Raw genomic sequence first — 20,468 nt, forward strand, 5'->3', positions numbered from 1 at the left:
CCATGGACCCTTCCCCTAGTAGCAACTTCCTCACCTATTTCGCCGATTTCGGCCTGATCCTGTTCGCCCTGTTCCTCGTCGTGCTCAACGGCTTCTTCGTGGCCGCCGAGTTCGCCATGGTCAAGCTGCGCTCCACCCGCGTGGAGACGATCGCCAACCAGCACGGCTGGCGCGGCACCATCCTGCGCAAGGTGCACAACCAGCTCGACGCCTACCTTTCCGCCTGCCAGCTGGGCATCACCCTGGCCTCCCTTGGCCTGGGCTGGGTCGGCGAGCCGGCCTTCGCCGAGCTGCTCGAGCCGCTGCTGGCCGCCGTCGGCGTGCACTCCGAGGAAGTCATCCGCGGCGTGTCGTTCTTCACTGCGTTCTTCATCATTTCCTACCTGCACATCGTGGTCGGCGAGCTCGCGCCCAAGTCCTGGGCGATCCGCAAGCCGGAGCTGCTGTCGCTGTGGACGGCGGTACCGCTGTACCTGTTCTACTGGGCGATGTACCCGGCGATCTGGCTGCTCAACGCCAGCGCCAACGCCATCCTGAAGATTGCCGGACAAGGCGAGCCGGGGCCGCATCACGAACACCACTACAGCCGCGATGAGCTCAAGCTGATCCTGCACTCCAGCCGCGCCCACGACCCCAGCGACCAGGGCATGCGCGTATTGGCCTCGGCGGTGGAGCTGGGCGAGCTGGAAGTGGCCGACTGGGCCAACTCCCGCGAGGACCTGGTCTACCTTGAGCGCACTGCGCCGCTGGATGACATCCTCGCCACCATTCGCCGCCACAAGTACAGCCGCTACCCGGTGTACGACAGCGAGAAGAACGAGTTCATCGGCCTGCTGCACATCAAGGATCTGCTGCTGGCCCTGGCCACGCTGGATAGCCTGCCGGAGTCCTTCGATCTCGATGAGCTGACTCATCCGCTGGAAATGGTCACCAAGCACTTGCCGCTGGCGCGTCTGCTGGAGCAGTTCCGCCAGGGCGGCTCGCACTTCGCGCTGGTGGAGGAAGCCGATCACAAGGTGGTCGGCTATCTGACCATGGAGGACGTGCTGGAAGTGCTGGTCGGCGATATCCAGGACGAACACCGCAAGGCCGAGCGCGGCATCGTTGCCTACCAGCCCGGCAAACTGCTGGTGCGTGGCGATACCCCGCTGTTCAAGCTGGAGCGCCTGCTGGGCATCGACCTGGATCACATCGAGGCCGATACCCTCGCCGGCCTGGTCTACGACACGCTCAAGCGCGTGCCGGAAGAAGAGGAAGTGCTGGATACCGAAGGCCTGCGCATCATCGTGAAGAAGATGAAAGGCCCGAGGATCGTCCTCGCCAAGGTGGTGAAGCTGGATTGATTCTCCTGCGCGGAAATGAACAAGGCTGCCCCAGGGCAGCCTTTTTTGTCTGTTCGTAAGAGCGAGCTTGCCCGGCGCCGGCGCTGCTGGCAATTCTGCTCGCGAGCAGGATCGCTCCTGCAGGGAGTGGCCGTCAGTGCTCTCTGACCACCGCGAAATTGGGTAGCGTATCGACTGGCTGGGCAAAGTCGTAGGGAATCGAGACCAGATCCAGCCCGACGTTGCGCTGCACCACGAAATGCAAGTGCGGGCCGCTGCTGTTGCCGGTATTGCCCGATTTGGCCAGCGGCGAGCCGGTAGCTACGCGCTGCCCCTCGCGAACCAGCACCGAGCCCTGCATCAGGTGCAGGTAGACGCCCATGGTGCCGTCATCGTGGAGGATGCGCACGAAGTTGCCCGAGGGGTTCTTGCCGCGCCCGTTCTGCCCGTTCTCGATCTTCACTACCATGCCGCCGCGTGCCGCGACGATCGGCGTGCCCACCGGCATGGCGATATCCATGGCGTAGCGGCCCTTGGGCGTGAAATGGCTGTAGCGGCCGTTGGCACCCTGGGTCAGGCGGAACGGGCCGCCCACCCACGGCAGCGCGTACTGATAGGACAGCGGTACCGGCCGCGGATCACCCAGCGCGTAGCGCAGCTTGGGCTTGAAGCGCAGCGGCTGGTTGGGATCCAGCGCGCTGAGGGTGGCCAGGCGGATCGAACTGCGCGGCGGCAGCACCCAGCGAATCGGCTGCTTCGGAACCCCAACGGCGTTCTGCGCACCGGTCACGCTCAGCTCCACTTCCACCGGCGCGTACAGGTCGTTGCGCACCTGCAGCGTTTCGCCGCCGGCGTGCTTCCTGGTCTCCAACTTCACCTGCTGTTCCAGGTGCTCGACCATGCGATCGCGGAAGACGAAGACGGCCGCACCCGGCACGGCCTTGTCCGTGTAGGTGACCACGCCGTTGGCGTCGGTGTACTTGTAGATGGTCACGGCCGAAGCCGTCCCGGAGGCGGCCAATAGACCGCACAGGAGGATACTGCGCCCTAGCATGTCGACTCTGGTTATAGGTATGGCGACGGTGGCAAGACTAGCAGCGTCGCTCCTGCGTCGCGACCTGCCGCCGGTCGGCCTGTGAAGCAGTACTACCCGCCGGTCGGCGCATTTGTAGCCGGATCAGGCTCCGGGCACGTAGTGCTTCTGGGTGCTGCCTCGGGCGATCAGGCGCGACAGGTAGTCGAGTTTCTGCGGGTCACGGTCGACGAAGCGGAAGGTCAGCTGCAGCCACTCGCTGTCCGGCTTGGGCTCCAGCGCCGCCACGGCATGCAGGTAGCCGTTGAGGCGAGCGACATCGCTGTCTTCCTCCAGGTCCAGTACGGCGCTTTCCAGTACCTGTGGCAGCGGCGTTACGCGCTTCACCACCAACAGCGCCTCCTTGAGGCTCAACGCCTTGATGACGCAGGGCAGGTTCGCCGATGGCAGCCGCAGTTGCCCCTGCTGGCCCTTGGCGCCGCTGCGCGCGGCGGGGGCAGCTGCTGTCGGCGCCGCAGCAGCCGGACTTGGTGCAGCGGGTGCCGCCGCCGGGCGAACGACTTCGGCCTTGCCTCCGGTAAGGGCCGCGAGGGAGTCGTTGGGCAGCGAGCCAACCAGGCTGCGCTGCGGTGCCTGCGCCGCCAGGGCCTCCAGCTTGCCGGCGCGCGACAGCGCCTTCTTCACCTTGCTCACCAGCTGATCGTTGGAGAACGGCTTGCCGATGAAGTCGGAGACGCCGGCCTGGATCGCCTGCACCACATTGTCCTTGTCGCCACGGCTGGTGACCATGATGAAGGGCGTGGTCTTCAGGCTGTCCTGCTCGCGGCACCAGGTGAGCAACTCGATACCGGAGAGCTCGGGCATTTCCCAGTCGCAGAGGATCAGGTCGACCGCTTGGCGCGCAAGGAACTGCTGAGCCTTGCGGCCGTTGACCGCCTCTTCGATCTGCAGGCCAGGGAAATGGTCCCGTAGCCCCTTCTTCACCAGGTCACGGATGAACGGAGCGTCATCCACCACCAGCACACTGACTTTGCCCATCGGCATCTCCCGAAAACGATAGGGCGAAGAATAGCCTTGCCGGGTGGCTACATGCCATTGGTGAGGGACCGCTCGGCCATAAAATGACGAACCCGGCGCGGTGGCCGGGTTCGTTCTGGCACGGGCGTCCGGCTTATTCGGCCTTGTCTGCCTTGCCAGCGGTGCCCTGCACTTCTTCCTTCATGCGGGTCAGGCCCAGGTGGCGCACGTCGGTGCCACGCACCAGGTAGATCACCAGCTCGGCGATATTGCGCGCATGGTCGCCGATGCGCTCCAGCGAACGCAGGGCCCAGATGACGTTGAGCACGCGGGAGATGGCGCGCGGGTCTTCCATCATGTAGGTGACCAGCTCGCGCAGGGCGGTCTTGTATTCGCGGTCGACGGTCTTGTCGTACTGCGCCACCGACAGCGCAAGGTCGGCATCGAAGCGGGCGAAGGCGTCCAGCGCCTCCTGCACCATCTTGCGCACTTGGTTGCCAATGTGGCGTACCTCGACGTAGCCGCGCGGCGACTCGCCTTCCTCGCACAACTGGATGGCGCGACGAGCGATCTTCGAAGCTTCGTCACCGATGCGTTCCAGATCAATCACCGACTTGGAGATGCTGATGATCAGGCGCAGGTCGGAGGCGGCCGGCTGGCGGCGGGCGAGGATGCGCAGGCATTCCTCGTCGATGTTGCGCTCCATCTGGTTGATCTGGTCGTCGATCTCGCGCACCTGCTGGGCCAGGCCGGAATCGGCGTCGATCAGCGCGTTGACCGCATCGTTGACCTGCTTCTCCACCAGGCCACCCATGGCCAGCAGATGGCTGCGCACATCTTCCAGCTCGGCGTTGAACTGCTGCGAGATATGGTGGGTGAGGCTTTCTTTGTTGATCATGCTTTCGCTCCGCGAAATAGCTGCAAGCTGCAAGCTGCAAGCTTCAAGTCAGTCGTTTCCTGGTGTTCTTGCCGCTTGTAGCTTGCGGCTTGAAGCTGGCGCGCAGCGCTTAACCATAACGACCGGTGATGTAGTCTTCCGTCTGCTTCTTGGCCGGGTTGGTGAACAGGGTATCGGTGTCGCCGAACTCGATCAGCTTGCCCATGTACATGAACGCCGTGTAGTCGGAGACGCGCGCGGCCTGCTGCATGTTGTGGGTGACGATGACGATGGTGAACTTGGATTTCAGTTCGTAGATCAGCTCTTCGATCTTCAGGGTGGAGATCGGGTCCAGCGCCGAGCAGGGTTCGTCGAGCAACAGGACTTCCGGCTCCACGGCGATGGTACGGGCGATGACCAGGCGCTGCTGCTGGCCGCCGGAAAGGCCAAGGGCGGACTCGTGCAAGCGGTCCTTCACCTCGTCCCACAGCGCCGCGCCCTTGAGCGCCCACTCGACGGCCTCGTCGAGCACGCGCTTCTTGTTGATGCCCTGGATGCGCAGGCCGTACACCACGTTCTCGTAGATGCTCTTGGGGAACGGGTTGGGCTTCTGGAACACCATGCCGACGCGGCGGCGCAGCTCGGCGACATCGACGTTCTTGGCGAAGATGTTATGGCCGTCCAGGCGGATCTCGCCCTTCACGTTGCAGCCGTCGACCAGATCGTTCATGCGGTTGAAGCAGCGCAGCAGGGTGGACTTGCCGCAGCCGGAAGGGCCGATGAAGGCGGTCACGCGCTGCTTGGGGATGTTCATGCTGACGTCGAACAGCGCCTGTTTCTCGCCGTAGAACAGGCTCAGGCCGGGTACTTCCAGAGCGACGGTCTCGCTTTCCAGGTTCATGCCCTGGCGATCGCCACGGCCGAGTGCGCCGATGTCGATGCCATGGGTTGCGGTTTCATGTTGCATATCCAGTCTCCTTGGGAGGCTTGGCGGCGGGCCTTGCCCGCCGCCTGCAGAATCAGTTTTCCAGCGCCTTGTACTTTTCGCGCAGGCGGTTACGGATGGCGATGGCCGAGAAGTTCAGCAGGGCGATCACCATCACCAGCAGCAGCGCGGTGGCGTATACCAGCGGGCGTGCAGCCTCGACGTTGGGACTCTGGAAGCCGACGTCATAGATGTGGAAGCCCAGGTGCATGATCTTCTGGTCCAGGTGCACGTAGGGGTAGTTGCCGTCCACCGGCAGCGCCGGAGCCAGCTTCACCACGCCCACCAGCATCAGCGGCGCCACTTCGCCGGCGGCACGGGCCACGGCGAGAATCAGGCCGGTCATCATCGCCGGGCTGGCCATCGGCAGGACCACTTTCCACAGGGTCTCGGCCTTGGTCGCGCCCAGTGCCAGCGAGCCCTCACGGGTGGCCCGCGGGATGCGCGCCAGGCCCTCCTCGGTGGCCACGATTACCACTGGCACCGCGAGGATGGCCAGGGTCAGCGAGGCCCAGAACAGCCCCGGCGTGCCGAAGGTCGGCGCCGGCAACGCTTCGGGGAAGAACATCCGGTCGAGGGAACCGCCCAGCACGTAGACGAAGAAGCCCAGGCCGAACACGCCGTAGACGATCGCCGGAACGCCCGCGAGGTTGTTCACCGCGATACGGATGATCCGGGTCAGCAGGCCCTGGCGAGCGTACTCACGCAGGTAGACCGCGGCGATCACGCCGAACGGGGTGACGATCACGGCCATCACCAGGGTCATCATCACGGTGCCGAAGATGGCCGGGAAGATACCGCCCTCGGTGTTGGCTTCACGCGGGTCGTCGCTGAGGAATTCCCATAGTTTCTTGAAGTAGAAGCTCAGCTTGGTCGCGACGCCCATCTGGTTCGGCTGATAGGCATGCACCAGCTTGCCGACGCTGATTTCGGTCTGCTGCCCGGTGGCATCACGCATGACGATGCTGTCGCGGTTGAACTCCTGGTGCAGGCCGTTGAGCTGTTCTTCCAGCACCTTGTACTGGGCGTTCAGCTCGGCGCGGCCGGCAGCGATGTCAGCCTCGGCAGTGGCGTCCAGCTTGTTGTTCAGCTGCAAGCCACGCTCTTTCAGGCGTAGGCGCTCCAGGCCGTGGTTGATGCCGCCGATATCCTTCTTCTCCAGCTGATACAGCTTGGTGTAGAGCTCATCGACGCGCTTGAGACGGGTCTGCAGCTCGGCCATGGCGCCGGGACCTTCGGCGACCACCTTGCCGTTTTCTTTCACGCTCAGCAGGTAGCCATAGAAGTTGCCCCACTCGCGGCGCTCCAGGGTCACCAGCTCGGCGGGGTGGTGACGGTCGGTCAGCCACTCGCCGATCACCCAGGAGAAGTCGCTGCCATACAGGTCGCGGTTACCCAGCTTGAGCAGTTCGCGGGTCATGAACTCCGGGCCGTTGTCCGGCACCGGCAGGCCGGCGCCGCGCAGGCGCGCACGCGGCACCTGTTCGATCTGCACTTCTTCGCCGATCAGGGTCTTGGGGGCTTCACCGGGGACGCTGTACGTCGCCTCGATCACGTCCGCCGGCCAGAAGTGGCCAAGACCGCGCACGGCGATCACGGCGAGCAGGCCGATGGTCATGATCACGGCGATGGACACGGCCCCCGCGTTCATCCACACCCAGGGAGAACCGCTGGCAAACCACGCTTTGACGGATTCCTGTTTCTGTTTCACGGAACTAGCCTCGTCGGGCGGCGCTTAGAGCGACGCGTATTTCTTGCGCAGGCGCTGACGGATCAGCTCTGCCAGGGTGTTCATCACGAAGGTGAAGGTCAGCAGTACCAGTGCCGAAAGGAACAGCACGCGGTAGTGAGTCCCGCCCACCTCCGACTCGGGCATTTCCACCGCGACGTTCGCCGCCAGCGTGCGCATGCCCTGGAAGATGTTCACGTCCATGACCGGGGTGTTGCCGGTGGCCATGAGTACGATCATCGTCTCACCCACGGCGCGGCCCATGCCGATCATCAGCGCGGAGAAGATGCCCGGGCTGGCGGTCAGGATCACCACGCGGGTCAGCGTCTGCCAGGGCGTGGCGCCCAGGGCCAGGGAGCCGTAGGTCAGGCTGCGCGGCACGCTGAAGATGGCGTCTTCGGCGATGGAGAAGATGTTCGGAATCACCGCGAAGCCCATGGCCAGGCCGACTACCAGGGCGTTGCGCTGGTCGTAGGTGATGCCCAGGTCGTGGCTGATCCACAGGCGCATGTCGCCGCCGAAGAACAGCGTCTCCAGGTGCGGGCTCATCCACAGGGCGAAGGCGCCGGTGGCGAGGACCACGGGGATCAGGATCGCTGCTTCCCAGCCGGCCGGCAGGCTCAGGCGGATGCGCTCGGGCAGTCGGCTCCAGATCAGGCCGGCGGCGAGGATGCCCAAAGGCGTGAGCAGCAGCAGGCTGAAGATGCCCGGCAGGTGGCCTTCGACGTAGGGCGCGAGGAACAGGCCGGCGAAGAAGCCGAGGATCACGGTCGGCAACGCTTCCATCAACTCGATCACCGGCTTGACCTTGCGGCGCATGCCCGGCGCCATGAAGTAAGCGGTGTAGACGGCAGCGGCGATGGCCAGCGGCGCGGCGAGAATCATCGCGTAGAAGGCGGCCTTCAGGGTACCGAAGGTCAGCGGCGACAGGCTCAGCTTGGGCTCGAAGTCGGTGGTCGCGGCGGTGGACTGCCAGACGTAGGACGGCTTGTCGTAGCTCTCGTACCAGACCTTGCCCCACAGCGCGCTGAAGGACACTTCCGGGTGCGGGTTGCTCAGGCTGAAGCGGCGCAGTTCGCCACCCTGCTCGACGATCAGACGGTTGGCGCGCGGCGACAGGGCCATCGGGCCGGCGGACGGAGCGACGTTCTCCACCAACAGCGTGCGGTGCGCGGTGCTGTGGAAGATACCCAGGTTGCCTTGCTTGTCGAGGGCCAGGAAGCCCTTGCGGCGCTGCTCCGGGGCGATGCTGGAGATCGGCTGGTCGCCCAGCTTGAAGTCACGTACGTGAGACAGGCGCGGCTCGCCATCTTCACCACGAGCCATGAACCACTGGCCGATGCCACCCTTGGAGTCGCCGACCATCAGCGAGATGCCCCCCAGCAGCTGGCTGCTGGCAGTCACTTCGGCGGAGGCGTCATCCAGCAGCTTGTAGCGGCCGTTGAGCTGGTGGGTATTCAGGTTGAAGACGTCGGCCTGGGCACGGCCATTGAGCACATAGAGCCACTGCTTGCGCGGGTCCATGTAGATGGCTTTCACCGGGTCGGCGATTTGCGGCAGGTTGATGCGCTCTTCCTGCAGGGTGCTTTCGCCGGTCAGCATGTTTTCCTGCTGGGTCAGGCCGAGCAGGAGCATCTCGCTGCCGGTGGACGCGGCCAGCAACAGGCTGTCATCACCCGAGACGATCGCCACGTGCTCCAGCGGACGGCCCTGGGGATCCAGGTTCATCGGAGCTTCGCCATAGGGATAGTCGATCTGCGGGGTGATGGTCTTCTTGTTGTCCGGGTAGGTAACCTTGTAGTTGTGCTTGAACACCAGCACCTGACCGTTGGACAGGCCCAGCGCAACGGTCGGATGTCCCGGCTGGTCCTCGGCGATGGAGGTGACGCTGGTACCGGCAGGCAGCTTGAGCGCAACGCGATCCATCTCGTCGCCTTTCTTGGCGTCGAAGAACATCACCTCGCCGTTCGCGGCGACACGCATGCCCACCATGTTCTGCTCTTCGATGCTCAGCAGGAGCGGCGCCTGGGCCGTCTTCAGCCAGGCCGGAGCCAGGGGATCACGCGTCTCCAGTTCGGCGCCGCGGAACAGCGGCAGCACGACGTAGGCGAGGTAGAAGAAAATCAGGGTAATGGCAGCCAGCACGGCGAGACCGCCGACCAGGACGTACCAACGGGTCAGTCGATCCTTGAGCGCTCGGATACGGCGCTTGCGCTGCAGGGCAGGCGTATTGAAATCGATCCGCTCGGGGAGAGAAGAAGTCATCGGGGAGTTGGCCATGTCGTTCATGGGGTGACACCCTAGCGGCTCTGTATGACAGAAAGATGACATGGAAGTGACGCGACAAAGCCCACCAGCAGAGCCATGCTGGCGGGCTCGGTCGAGTAAGCGTCAGCCCATGCCGGGCGGGGATCTCCGCCCGGTTTGAAGGCTGATTACAGACCCAGGTCCTTGATCGCTTTTTCGGCGACTTTGGACGGCAGCGGGATGTAGCCGTCTTTCACGACAACCTGCTGGCCAGTCTTGGACAGCACCATCTTCAGGAACTGTGCTTCCAGCGGGTTCAGCGGCTTGTTCGGCGCCTTGTTGACGTAGACGTAGAGGAAGCGCGACAGCGGGTAGGTGCCGTTCAGGGCATTCGCCTCGTTGTCCTCGATGAATTCGCCGCCTTCTTTCTTGGCCAGGGCAACGGTCTTCACGCTAGCGGTCTTGTAACCGATACCGGAGTAGCCAACGCCGTTCAGGGACTGGCTGACCGACTGCACCACGGAAGCCGAACCCGGCTGCTCGTTCACGTTCGGTTTGTAGTCGCCTTTGCACAGGGCTTCTTCCTTGAAGTAACCGTAGGTGCCGGATACGGAGTTACGACCGAACAGCTGGACGGGCTTGTTGGCCCAGTCGCCGGTCAGGCCCAGGTCACCCCAGGTCTTCACTTCCGACTTGCCGCCGCACAGACGGGTGGAGGAGAAGATGGCGTCGACCTGTTGCATGGTCAGGCCTTTGATGGGGTTATCCTTGTGCACGAAGATCGCCAGGGCGTCCACGGCCACCGGAACAGCAGTCGGCTTGTAGCCGTACTTCTGCTCGAAAGCCTGCAGCTCGACGTCCTTCATCTTGCGGCTCATCGGGCCCAGGTTGGCGGTGCCTTCAGTCAGAGCCGGCGGCGCGGTGGAGGAGCCGGCGGCCTGGATCTGCACGTTCACGTTCGGGTACAGGCGCTTGTACTCTTCCGCCCACATGGTCATCAGGTTGGCCAGCGTGTCGGAACCGACGCTCGACAGGTTACCCGACACACCGCTGGCTTTCTGGTAGTCCGGCAGAGCCGGATCGATCGCGGCCACCGCACTGGCGGTGCCTACGCCTGCGGCGACAAAAGTCAGGGCCGCCATCAAACGCTTGAGTTTCATGCCTTGCTCCTTGAGGAGAATGGGGTTGGATGGAACGGGGGCCAGTATCGTCAGGCCGCATGAAGACTCTATGACGCGAATATGACATTTGGATGAAATGCCATCAGCGCTGCTGAAGAGGTTTTGTAACAGCAAGAATAGCGCCTCCCGAATAGGAGAAATCACGCTGAAATAGCTGTTCTAGAGCGCCTTCTGTTAAACCAACCTGCTCCTGCGCGCGCTGTTCGCAGACTCTTGGTGGGATTCATCCGGCCATGATCATGGCGGAGGTGAAGCACCCCATGCACACCAGATACGGCAGCAGGAGCCACTTATAGATGCCGTGGCGGCGACCGAGGAAGAAGCCAAAGCCTGGGATGATCAATGCAAGCAGCGCAGCTGGCCCCGCTCGCGAGAGCAACAGGAAGAAGGCAAGCAACTGGCCGACGCTGAGGCTCAGAACGCCCAGCAGAATGAGGGTTGAGATCAACGTTTCCATGCCGGGTGGAGTCCTTTTTCAGGCGCAAAAGCAAAACCCCCGGCCAGCGAAGCTGACCAGGGGTCTTGGGATAGGAGCTTGACGATGACCTACTCTCACATGGAGAAACTCCACACTACCATCGGCGATGCGTCGTTTCACTACTGAGTTCGGGATGGGATCAGGTGGTTCCAACGCTCTATGGTCGTCAAGCAATTCTTTACGGACGCTCGTGGCAGTTGCACACGCTCATCCAGATTCGGGTATGTGACAGGTAATTTGCGGTTCACACGAACTTTCGGTTCGTTACGTCTTCACCGTACAACACGCAAATTGTTTGGGTGTTATATGGTCAAGCCTCACGGGCAATTAGTATCGGTTAGCTCAACGCCTCACAGCGCTTACACACCCGACCTATCAACGTCGTAGTCTTCGACGGCCCTTTAGGGGAATCAAGTTCCCAGTGAGATCTCATCTTGAGGCTAGTTTCCCGCTTAGATGCTTTCAGCGGTTATCTATTCCGAACATAGCTACCCGGCAATGCCACTGGCGTGACAACCGGAACACCAGAGGTTCGTCCACTCCGGTCCTCTCGTACTAGGAGCAGCCCCTCTCAAATCTCAAACGTCCACGGCAGATAGGGACCGAACTGTCTCACGACGTTCTAAACCCAGCTCGCGTACCACTTTAAATGGCGAACAGCCATACCCTTGGGACCGGCTTCAGCCCCAGGATGTGATGAGCCGACATCGAGGTGCCAAACACCGCCGTCGATATGAACTCTTGGGCGGTATCAGCCTGTTATCCCCGGAGTACCTTTTATCCGTTGAGCGATGGCCCTTCCATACAGAACCACCGGATCACTAAGACCTACTTTCGTACCTGCTCGACGTGTCTGTCTCGCAGTCAAGCGCGCTTTTGCCTTTATACTCTACGACCGATTTCCGACCGGTCTGAGCGCACCTTCGTACTCCTCCGTTACTCTTTAGGAGGAGACCGCCCCAGTCAAACTGCCCACCATACACTGTCCTCGATCCGGATAACGGACCAGAGTTAGAACCTCAAGCATGCCAGGGTGGTATTTCAAGGATGGCTCCACGCAGACTGGCGTCCACGCTTCAAAGCCTCCCACCTATCCTACACAAGCAGGCTCAAAGTCCAGTGCAAAGCTACAGTAAAGGTTCACGGGGTCTTTCCGTCTAGCCGCGGATACACTGCATCTTCACAGCGATTTCAATTTCACTGAGTCTCGGGTGGAGACAGCGCCGCCATCGTTACGCCATTCGTGCAGGTCGGAACTTACCCGACAAGGAATTTCGCTACCTTAGGACCGTTATAGTTACGGCCGCCGTTTACCGGGGCTTCGATCAAGAGCTTCGCTTTCGCTAACCCCATCAATTAACCTTCCGGCACCGGGCAGGCGTCACACCCTATACGTCCACTTTCGTGTTTGCAGAGTGCTGTGTTTTTAATAAACAGTCGCAGCGGCCTGGTATCTTCGACCGGCATGGGCTTACGTAGTAAATACTTCACCCTCGCCGGCGCACCTTCTCCCGAAGTTACGGTGCCATTTTGCCTAGTTCCTTCACCCGAGTTCTCTCAAGCGCCTTGGTATTCTCTACCCAACCACCTGTGTCGGTTTGGGGTACGGTTCCTAGTTACCTGAAGCTTAGAAGCTTTTCCTGGAAGCATGGCATCAACCACTTCATCATCTGAAAGATGACTCGTCATCAGCTCTCGGCATTAAGACCCCGGATTTACCTAAGATCTCTGCCTACCACCTTAAACTTGGACAACCAACGCCAAGCTGGCCTAGCCTTCTCCGTCCCTCCATCGCAGTAACTAGAAGTACAGGAATATTAACCTGTTTCCCATCGACTACGCTCTTCAGCCTCGCCTTAGGGACCGACTAACCCTGCGTCGATTAACGTTGCGCAGGAACCCTTGGTCTTTCGGCGTGGGAGTTTTTCACTCCCATTGTCGTTACTCATGTCAGCATTCGCACTTCTGATACCTCCAGCAAGCTTCTCAACTCACCTTCACAGGCTTACAGAACGCTCCTCTACCGCGCATCTTGCGATGCACCCGTAGCTTCGGTGTATGGTTTGAGCCCCGTTACATCTTCCGCGCAGGCCGACTCGACTAGTGAGCTATTACGCTTTCTTTAAAGGGTGGCTGCTTCTAAGCCAACCTCCTAGCTGTCTAAGCCTTCCCACATCGTTTACCACTTAACCATAACTTTGGGACCTTAGCTGACGGTCTGGGTTGTTTCCCTTTTCACGACGGACGTTAGCACCCGCCGTGTGTCTCCCACGCTGACACTTCCAGGTATTCGGAGTTTGCATCGGTTTGGTAAGTCGGGATGACCCCCTAGCCGAAACAGTGCTCTACCCCCTGGAGTGATACGTGAGGCGCTACCTAAATAGCTTTCGAGGAGAACCAGCTATCTCCGAGCTTGATTAGCCTTTCACTCCGATCCACAAGTCATCCCCTACCTTTTCAACGGGAGTGGGTTCGGTCCTCCAGTCAGTGTTACCTAACCTTCAACCTGCTCATGGATAGATCGCCCGGTTTCGGGTCTATACCCAGCGACTAAAACGCCCTATTAAGACTCGCTTTCGCTACGCCTTCCCTATTCGGTTAAGCTCGCCACTGAATATAAGTCGCTGACCCATTATACAAAAGGTACGCAGTCACCTAACAAAGTAGGCTCCCACTGCTTGTACGCATACGGTTTCAGGTTCTATTTCACTCCCCTCTCCGGGGTTCTTTTCGCCTTTCCCTCACGGTACTGGTTCACTATCGGTCAGTCAGTAGTATTTAGCCTTGGAGGATGGTCCCCCCATATTCAGACAAAGTTTCTCGTGCTCCGTCCTACTCGATTTCACTTCAAAGAACCTTTCACATACGGGGCTATCACCCACTATGGCCGCACTTTCCAGAGCGTTCTGTTAGATTCAAAGAAGCTTAAGGGCTAGTCCCCGTTCGCTCGCCACTACTAAGGGAATCTCGGTTGATTTCTTTTCCTCAGGGTACTTAGATGTTTCAGTTCCCCTGGTTCGCCTCTTACACCTATGTATTCAGTGCAAGATACCTGGCTTATGCCAAGTGGGTTTCCCCATTCAGAGATCTCCGGATCAAAGTCTGTTTGCCGACTCCCCGAAGCTTATCGCAGGCTACCACGTCTTTCATCGCCTCTGACTGCCAAGGCATCCACCGTATGCGCTTCTTCACTTGACCATATAACCCCAAGCAATCTGGTTATTGTCTCTAACGTGAAGACGACATTCGCCGAAAATTCGCGCTTGAACTCGCAAATTTTACCTTGACTTGAATAATCACCAGTGAAAGAGATTATTCAGTCTACTTCTATCACATACCCAAATTTTTAAAGAACGGTTCTGGCACAAAGACCAGACATCAATGTTCGTTCAACTTGAACATTCATGTCTGAGCTTTCGACGATTAATGGTGGAGCCAAGGAGGATCGAACTCCTGACCTCCTGCGTGCAAAGCAGGCGCTCTCCCAGCTGAGCTATGGCCCCTTATCGGATCAGCAGCACACCACAACAATTGGTGGGTCTGGGCAGATTCGAACTGCCGACCTCACCCTTATCAGGGGTGCGCTCTAACCAACTGAGCTACAGACCCAATCGTCTAACCAGTGAATCAAGCAATTCGTGTGGGAGCTTATGAAGAAGCTGAGATCTTCGATTAAGGAGGTGATCCAGCCGCAGGTTCCCCTACGGCTACCTTGTTACGACTTCACCCCAGTCATGAATCACTCCGTGGTAACCGTCCCCCTTGCGGTTAGACTAGCTACTTCTGGAGCAACCCACTCCCATGGTGTGACGGGCGGTGTGTACAAGGCCCGGGAACGTATTCACCGTGACATTCTGATTCACGATTACTAGCGATTCCGACTTCACGCAGTCGAGTTGCAGACTGCGATCCGGACTACGATCGGTTTTATGGGATTAGCTCCACCTCGCGGCTTGGCAACCCTCTGTACCGACCATTGTAGCACGTGTGTAGCCCTGGCCGTAAGGGCCATGATGACTTGACGTCATCCCCACCTTCCTCCGGTTTGTCACCGGCAGTCTCCTTAGAGTGCCCACCATAACGTGCTGGTAACTAAGGACAAGGGTTGCGCTCGTTACGGGACTTAACCCAACATCTCACGACACGAGCTGACGACAGCCATGCAGCACCTGTGTTCCGATTCCCGAAGGCACCCTCGCATCTCTGCAAGGTTCCGGACATGTCAAGGCCAGGTAAGGTTCTTCGCGTTGCTTCGAATTAAACCACATGCTCCACCGCTTGTGCGGGCCCCCGTCAATTCATTTGAGTTTTAACCTTGCGGCCGTACTCCCCAGGCGGTCGACTTATCGCGTTAGCTGCGCCACTAAGATCTCAAGGATCCCAACGGCTAGTCGACATCGTTTACGGCGTGGACTACCAGGGTATCTAATCCTGTTTGCTCCCCACGCTTTCGCACCTCAGTGTCAGTATCAGTCCAGGTGGTCGCCTTCGCCACTGGTGTTCCTTCCTATATCTACGCATTTCACCGCTACACAGGAAATTCCACCACCCTCTACCGTACTCTAGTCAGGCAGTTATGGATGCAGTTCCCAGGTTGAGCCCGGGGATTTCACATCCATCTTACCAAACCACCTACGCGCGCTTTACGCCCAGTAATTCCGATTAACGCTTGCACCCTTCGTATTACCGCGGCTGCTGGCACGAAGTTAGCCGGTGCTTATTCTGTTGGTAACGTCAAAACAGCAAGGTATTAACTTACTGCCCTTCCTCCCAACTTAAAGTGCTTTACAATCCGAAGACCTTCTTCACACACGCGGCATGGCTGGATCAGGCTTTCGCCCATTGTCCAATATTCCCCACTGCTGCCTCCCGTAGGAGTCTGGACCGTGTCTCAGTTCCAGTGTGACTGATCATCCTCTCAGACCAGTTACGGATCGTCGCCTTGGTAGGCCTTTACCCCACCAACTAGCTAATCCGACCTAGGCTCATCTGATAGCGCAAGGCCCGAAGGTCCCCTGCTTTCTCCCGTAGGACGTATGCGGTATTAGCGTTCCTTTCGAAACGTTGTCCCCCACTACCAGGCAGATTCCTAGGCATTACTCACCCGTCCGCCGCTGAATCCGGGAGCAAGCTCCCATCATCCGCTCGACTTGCATGTGTTAGGCCTGCCGCCAGCGTTCAATCTGAGCCATGATCAAACTCTTCAGTTCAATACTGCTTGGGTTTTGAGAAAACCCTAAACTTGGCTCAGCAATCGCATGCTCAATTTAATGAGCTAAAACTCTCGAATTCACGAGTGTTACTTGCGCTGCTGATAATCAGTCGATCATCAGTCTTACATCACAAGCACCCACACGAATTGCTTGATTCAACTTGTTAAAGAGCAGTTGGTTAAGGCTTTCGTCTCAACCGAGGCGCGCATTCTACGCCAACCTCATCTTTCGTCAAGCTTTATTTTTCGAAAATTTCTTTTCTACTCAATCGCTTGGGCTTCCGAGAAGTCAAACCTCTCATCAGCGGGAGGCGAATTCTACAGCGATCAAACTCGCTGTCAAGCACCTCGGCGACCTTCTTTTCAGTTCGCTGCCGGAGCAGCTAATGAAGAGCGGCAAGTGAATCACCTGCCTGATCACCACTCTCAATCTCGAACATCTGTAAGTACTTGATTTTCAAGTTCTTTCAGCGCTTCATCGCTGGGAGTGGTGCGCATTATAGGGAGTTTAAATTGGCCGTCAACGACTAATTTAAACTTTCTGCAAAAAACTGTCCGGTCGATCAGTTTATCGCCATCGCCTGCCCTGGCAGACGGCGCTCTTGGCGCAGCAGGTAGACACCTACCAACAGGCCGACCAAGCACAGCGCCACCACATAATAAGCCGGGCCCAGCGGATCCTCCTTCATTAGTAGCGCGACGACCATCGGGGTTAGGCCACCGAAGATGGCGTACGCCAGGTTGTACGAGAAGGACAGACCGGTGAAACGGACCACCGGCGGGAAGGCGTTGACCATCACATAAGGCACTGCGCCAATGACGCCGACGCACAGACCGGTAATCGCATACAGCGGGAACAACCAGTCCGGATGCGCCTTCAAGCTGGTATAGAAGGCCCAGGACACTACGCCCAGCAGGATGCTTCCAACTATAAAGGTGCGCCCCGCGCCGAAACGGTCGGCAAGGCGACCGGCCAGGATGCAACCGACGCTCAGGCAGACGATGGCCACGCTGTTGGCCTTCAGCGCGGTCGCCGCATCGAAGCCGTAAATGGTCTGCAGTACCGACGGGGTCATCAGGATCACCACCACGATGCCGGCAGACAGCACCCAGGTCAGCAGCATGGACAGCACCACCGCCGGGCGATGTTCACGCACGACCACACCCAGCGGCACTTCCTCGGCCAGTTGCTTGCGCAGTTGCAGTTCGGCGAACACCGGCGTCTCGTGCAGCCAGCGGCGCAGGTAGACGGAAAAGAGACCGAAGATGCCGCCCAGCAGGAATGGAATCCGCCAAGCGTAGCCATGGACTTCTTCCGCGCTGAAGACACTGTTGATCAGGGTCGCAACCAGCGAACCGATAAGGATGCCCGCAGTCAGACCCGACGTGAGCGTGCCGCAGGCATAGCCGACATGGCGATGCGGTACGTGCTCGGCGACAAATACCCAGGCCCCCGGCACTTCACCACCAATGGCAGCGCCCTGGATGACGCGCAGCAGCAGAAGCGCCAGTGGCGCCCAGATGCCGATCTGCTCGTAGGTCGGCAGCAGGCCCATGATCAGTGTGGGCACGGCCATGAGGAAGATGCTGAGGGTGAACATCTTCTTGCGGCCCAGCAGGTCGCCGAAGTGCGCCATGACCACGCCGCCCAGCGGGCGGGCCAGGTAGCCGGCGGCGAACAGGCCGAAAGTCTGCAACTGGCGTAGCCACTCGGGCATGTCGGCGGGGAAGAACAGTTTGCCGACCACGGTGGCGAAGAAGACGAAGATGATGAAGTCGTAGAACTCCAGGGCGCCGCCCAGGGCGGACAAGGAGAGAGTCTTGTAGTCGCTGCGGGTCAACGGACGTGACGCGGGCGCGGCAGGAGCGTTCACAGAAGGCATGGTGCTTTTTATCTCTGCAGGCAAGGTGGCTGCGGCCGGCAGCCGCAGGTGCCGCACCATAGCAAATTGCGCGAAGACGACACAGCGGCCGCGCCCGCGGGAAAATCTCGAAGTCCTGCGGTCGTCGCACAGGGCCCTGCTTCTATATAATGCAGCCGGGCCGATCAAAAGCTGCCCCAAGGCCTTGCACCGGCAGGTGTCTTGGGAGAGTTTTTCCACAACCTCACCATGAGTACGCCGGGGGCACGAGGCCCTTACCTATGATCGAGCTTGAACAAGAAGACCCCATCCCGCAGGGCGACCTGGCCTTGCAGATCACCGCCCTGCCACGCGAAACCAACGGCTTCGGCGACATCTTCGGGGGCTGGCTGGTGGCGCAGATGGATCTCGCCGGTACCGCCATGTCCAGCCGCATTGCCGGTGGCCGCGTAGCCACGGTAGCCATCGACCGTATGGCGTTCCTGGTCCCGGTCGCTGTCGGCGCGCAGCTCTCCTTCTATACACAGACCCTGGAAGTGGGCCGCAGCTCGATCCGCATGCTGGTCGAGGTTTGGAGCGACGACCCGCTGTCCAGCGAGTGGCGCAAGGTCACCGAGGCGGTGTTCGTCTTCGTCGCCATCGACGGCAGCGGCCGTACCCGTCCGGTTCCTCCGCGTCGTGGCTGAAAACTGAAAACGCCGGCTCTCTCGCCGGCGTTTTCGTCTCCGCTTTACGGAATCAGCGTAGCGGTTTGCCGCGCACCGGAGCACCGTTGGCCTTGTAGTAGTCGGCGGTACTGCGGGGCAGTGCCGGACGGCCGCGCACCTTATCGGCGAGCTTCTCGGCCATCATGATGGTGGTGGCGTTGAGGTTGCCGGTAATGATCAGCGGCATGATCGACGCATCGATCACCCGCAACCCTTCCATGCCGTGCACGCGGCCTTCCCCATCGACCACCGCCATGTCGTCCTCGCCCATCTTGCAGGAACAGGACGGGTGGAACGCGGTTTCCGCATGCTCGCGAATGAAGGCATCCAGGTCGGCGTCGCTCTGCTTGTCCAGGCCCGGGCTGATTTCGCGGCCGCGATAAGGGTCGAGCGCCGGCTGGTTCATGATCTCGCGAGTGAGACGGATACCGTCGCGGAACTCCTGCCAATCCTGTTCGCAGGACATGTAGTTGAACAGGATGCTCGGGTGCTTGCGCGGGTCGCGCGAGGTCAGGTTGATTCGCCCGCGACTGGGCGAGCGCATGGAACCGACATGGGCCTGGAAGCCGTGCTCGCTCACCGCGTTGCTGCCGTTGTAGTTAATCGCCACCGGCAGGAAGTGGTACTGGATGTTCGGCCACTCGAATTCCGGACGGCTGCGGATGAAACCGCCGGCCTCGAACTGGTTGCTCGCGCCCAGCCCCGTACCGAGGAACATCCACTGCGCGCCGATCTGCGGCTGGTTCCACCATTGCAGCGCCGGGTACAGCGACACCGGCTGCTTGCAGGCGTACTGCAGGTACATCTCCAGATGGTCCTGGAGGTTCTGGCCGACGCCGGGCAGATCGTGCACGACCTCGATGCCCAGGTCGCGCAGCAAGGCGGACGGGCCGACGCCGGAGCGCTGCAGCAGTTGTGGGGAAGCGATGGCGCCAGAGCAGACCAGCACTTCGCGGCGTGCTCGGACTTCCTTCAGCGCGTTGTCATCGCCATGCAGATAGGTCGCGCCAATGGCGCGCTTGCCGCTAAACAGGATGCGGTCCGTCAGTGCATGGGTGACGATGGTCAGGTTGGGGCGCTCGCGAGCCTGGTCCAGGTAACCACGGGCGGTGCTGGCGCGCCGGCCCTGTGGGGTAACGGTACGGTCCATCGGACCGAAGCCTTCCTGCTGATAACCGTTGAGATCCTCGGTACGCGGGTAACCGGCCTGCACGCCGGCCTCGACCATGGCGTGGAACAGCGGATTGTTGCCAGCCTTGGGCGTGGTGACGCTCACCGGGCCGTTGCCGCCATGGTAGTCGTTGGGGCCGATGTCGCGGGTCTCGGCCTTGCGGAAATACGGAAGGCAGTCGAGGTAAGTCCAGTCTTCCAGGCCCTTCTCCTGTGCCCAGCCGTCGAAGTCCATGGCATTGCCGCGGATGTAGCACATGCCGTTGATCAGCGACGAGCCGCCCAGGCCCTTGCCGCGCCCGCATTCCATGCGGCGGTTGTTCATGTACGGTTCCGGATCGGTCAGGTACGCCCAGTTGTAGCGGCGGCCCTGCAGCGGGTAGGCCAGCGCGGCGGGCATCTGCGTGCGGAAGTCGGCGCGGTAGTCCGGGCCGCCGGCTTCGAGCAGCAGGACGCTGACGTCGGCGTCTTCGGTCAGGCGGGTGGCCAGTACGTTACCGGCAGAACCGGCGCCGATGATGATGTAGTCGTATTCCTGGGACATGCAGGCCTTCCTCTTTTTCAGGCATGACACCGCCCGCGACGCGTGCGCGCCGGTGTCTGCGTGTGGGGAATGGCCGGTGGTCAGGGAGTCATGCCTGCGACCGG

At 60.4% G+C, this 20,468-nt stretch carries 12 protein-coding genes, 2 tRNA genes and 3 rRNA genes; 2 read left to right on the forward strand and 15 right to left on the reverse strand.

Features of this window, described 5'->3' with window-relative positions; genetic code table 11:
• Window positions 1-2: 2 nt before the first annotated feature.
• The gene (locus LDJ84_RS29105; RefSeq protein ID WP_038803560.1) at window positions 3-1,343 is read left to right on the forward strand and encodes a hemolysin family protein; all 1,341 of its coding nucleotides are present in this window, start codon (window positions 3-5) and stop codon (window positions 1,341-1,343) included.
• 133 nt (window positions 1,344-1,476) lie between these two features.
• Here LDJ84_RS29105 and LDJ84_RS29110 read toward each other — a convergent pair whose 3' ends face one another.
• From LDJ84_RS29110 to LDJ84_RS29175, 14 genes are all read right to left on the reverse strand, one after another.
• The gene (locus LDJ84_RS29110; RefSeq protein WP_193453264.1) at window positions 1,477-2,376 is read right to left on the reverse strand and encodes a peptidoglycan DD-metalloendopeptidase family protein; all 900 of its coding nucleotides are present in this window, start codon (window positions 2,374-2,376) and stop codon (window positions 1,477-1,479) included.
• A gap of 123 nt (window positions 2,377-2,499) precedes the next feature.
• Window positions 2,500-3,393 (reverse strand): response regulator, encoded by an 894-nt coding sequence (locus tag LDJ84_RS29115; protein ID WP_193453265.1) that lies wholly within the window; start codon window positions 3,391-3,393, stop codon window positions 2,500-2,502.
• A 133-nt stretch (window positions 3,394-3,526) separates the two neighbouring features.
• On the reverse strand, window positions 3,527-4,270 hold the full coding sequence (gene phoU / locus LDJ84_RS29120; RefSeq protein WP_037011757.1) for a phosphate signaling complex protein PhoU: 744 nt from the start codon (window positions 4,268-4,270) through the stop codon (window positions 3,527-3,529).
• A gap of 109 nt (window positions 4,271-4,379) precedes the next feature.
• Window positions 4,380-5,216, reverse strand: a complete 837-nt coding sequence (pstB, locus tag LDJ84_RS29125) for a phosphate ABC transporter ATP-binding protein PstB (protein ID WP_024762037.1) — start codon at window positions 5,214-5,216, stop codon at window positions 4,380-4,382.
• 52 nt (window positions 5,217-5,268) lie between these two features.
• Window positions 5,269-6,945, reverse strand: a complete 1,677-nt coding sequence (pstA, locus tag LDJ84_RS29130) for a phosphate ABC transporter permease PstA (protein ID WP_024762036.1) — start codon at window positions 6,943-6,945, stop codon at window positions 5,269-5,271.
• A 24-nt stretch (window positions 6,946-6,969) separates the two neighbouring features.
• Window positions 6,970-9,003, reverse strand: coding sequence for an ABC transporter permease subunit (locus LDJ84_RS29135; protein WP_089285857.1), 2,034 nt, complete (start codon window positions 9,001-9,003; stop codon window positions 6,970-6,972).
• A gap of 395 nt (window positions 9,004-9,398) precedes the next feature.
• A complete protein-coding gene (gene pstS, locus LDJ84_RS29140) occupies window positions 9,399-10,370 on the reverse strand; it encodes a phosphate ABC transporter substrate-binding protein PstS (RefSeq protein ID WP_024762034.1) in 972 nt (323 codons plus the stop codon).
• 244 nt (window positions 10,371-10,614) lie between these two features.
• A complete protein-coding gene (locus LDJ84_RS29145) occupies window positions 10,615-10,848 on the reverse strand; it encodes a hypothetical protein (RefSeq protein WP_024762033.1) in 234 nt (77 codons plus the stop codon).
• A gap of 76 nt (window positions 10,849-10,924) precedes the next feature.
• Window positions 10,925-11,040 (reverse strand): 5S ribosomal RNA (rrf, locus tag LDJ84_RS29150).
• Window positions 11,041-11,175: 135 nt separating this feature from the next.
• Window positions 11,176-14,067, reverse strand: a 23S ribosomal RNA gene (locus LDJ84_RS29155).
• A 229-nt stretch (window positions 14,068-14,296) separates the two neighbouring features.
• Window positions 14,297-14,372 (reverse strand) — tRNA-Ala (locus LDJ84_RS29160).
• A gap of 29 nt (window positions 14,373-14,401) precedes the next feature.
• Window positions 14,402-14,478: transfer RNA gene (locus LDJ84_RS29165), tRNA-Ile, on the reverse strand.
• Between the two features lie 64 nt (window positions 14,479-14,542).
• Window positions 14,543-16,079 (reverse strand): 16S ribosomal RNA (locus LDJ84_RS29170).
• The 16S, 23S and 5S rRNA genes sit together here with 2 tRNA genes alongside, the layout of an rRNA operon.
• 565 nt (window positions 16,080-16,644) lie before the next feature.
• Window positions 16,645-17,964, reverse strand: a complete 1,320-nt coding sequence (locus LDJ84_RS29175; RefSeq protein ID WP_024766729.1) for an MFS transporter — start codon at window positions 17,962-17,964, stop codon at window positions 16,645-16,647.
• Window positions 17,965-18,224: 260 nt separating this feature from the next.
• Between LDJ84_RS29175 and LDJ84_RS29180 the strand changes: the two genes are divergently transcribed.
• On the forward strand, window positions 18,225-18,629 hold the full coding sequence (locus LDJ84_RS29180) for an acyl-CoA thioesterase (RefSeq protein ID WP_017521585.1): 405 nt from the start codon (window positions 18,225-18,227) through the stop codon (window positions 18,627-18,629).
• Window positions 18,630-18,681: 52 nt separating this feature from the next.
• Here the strand turns inward: LDJ84_RS29180 and betA are convergent, their stop codons facing one another.
• Window positions 18,682-20,364 (reverse strand): choline dehydrogenase, encoded by a 1,683-nt coding sequence (gene betA, locus LDJ84_RS29185; protein WP_024766730.1) that lies wholly within the window; start codon window positions 20,362-20,364, stop codon window positions 18,682-18,684.
• Between the last annotated feature and the right edge of the window lie 104 nt (window positions 20,365-20,468).

The sequence above is a fragment of the Pseudomonas sp. HS-18 genome, assembly GCF_020401845.1.
In the GTDB taxonomy this organism is placed as follows: domain Bacteria; phylum Pseudomonadota; class Gammaproteobacteria; order Pseudomonadales; family Pseudomonadaceae; genus Pseudomonas; species Pseudomonas nitroreducens.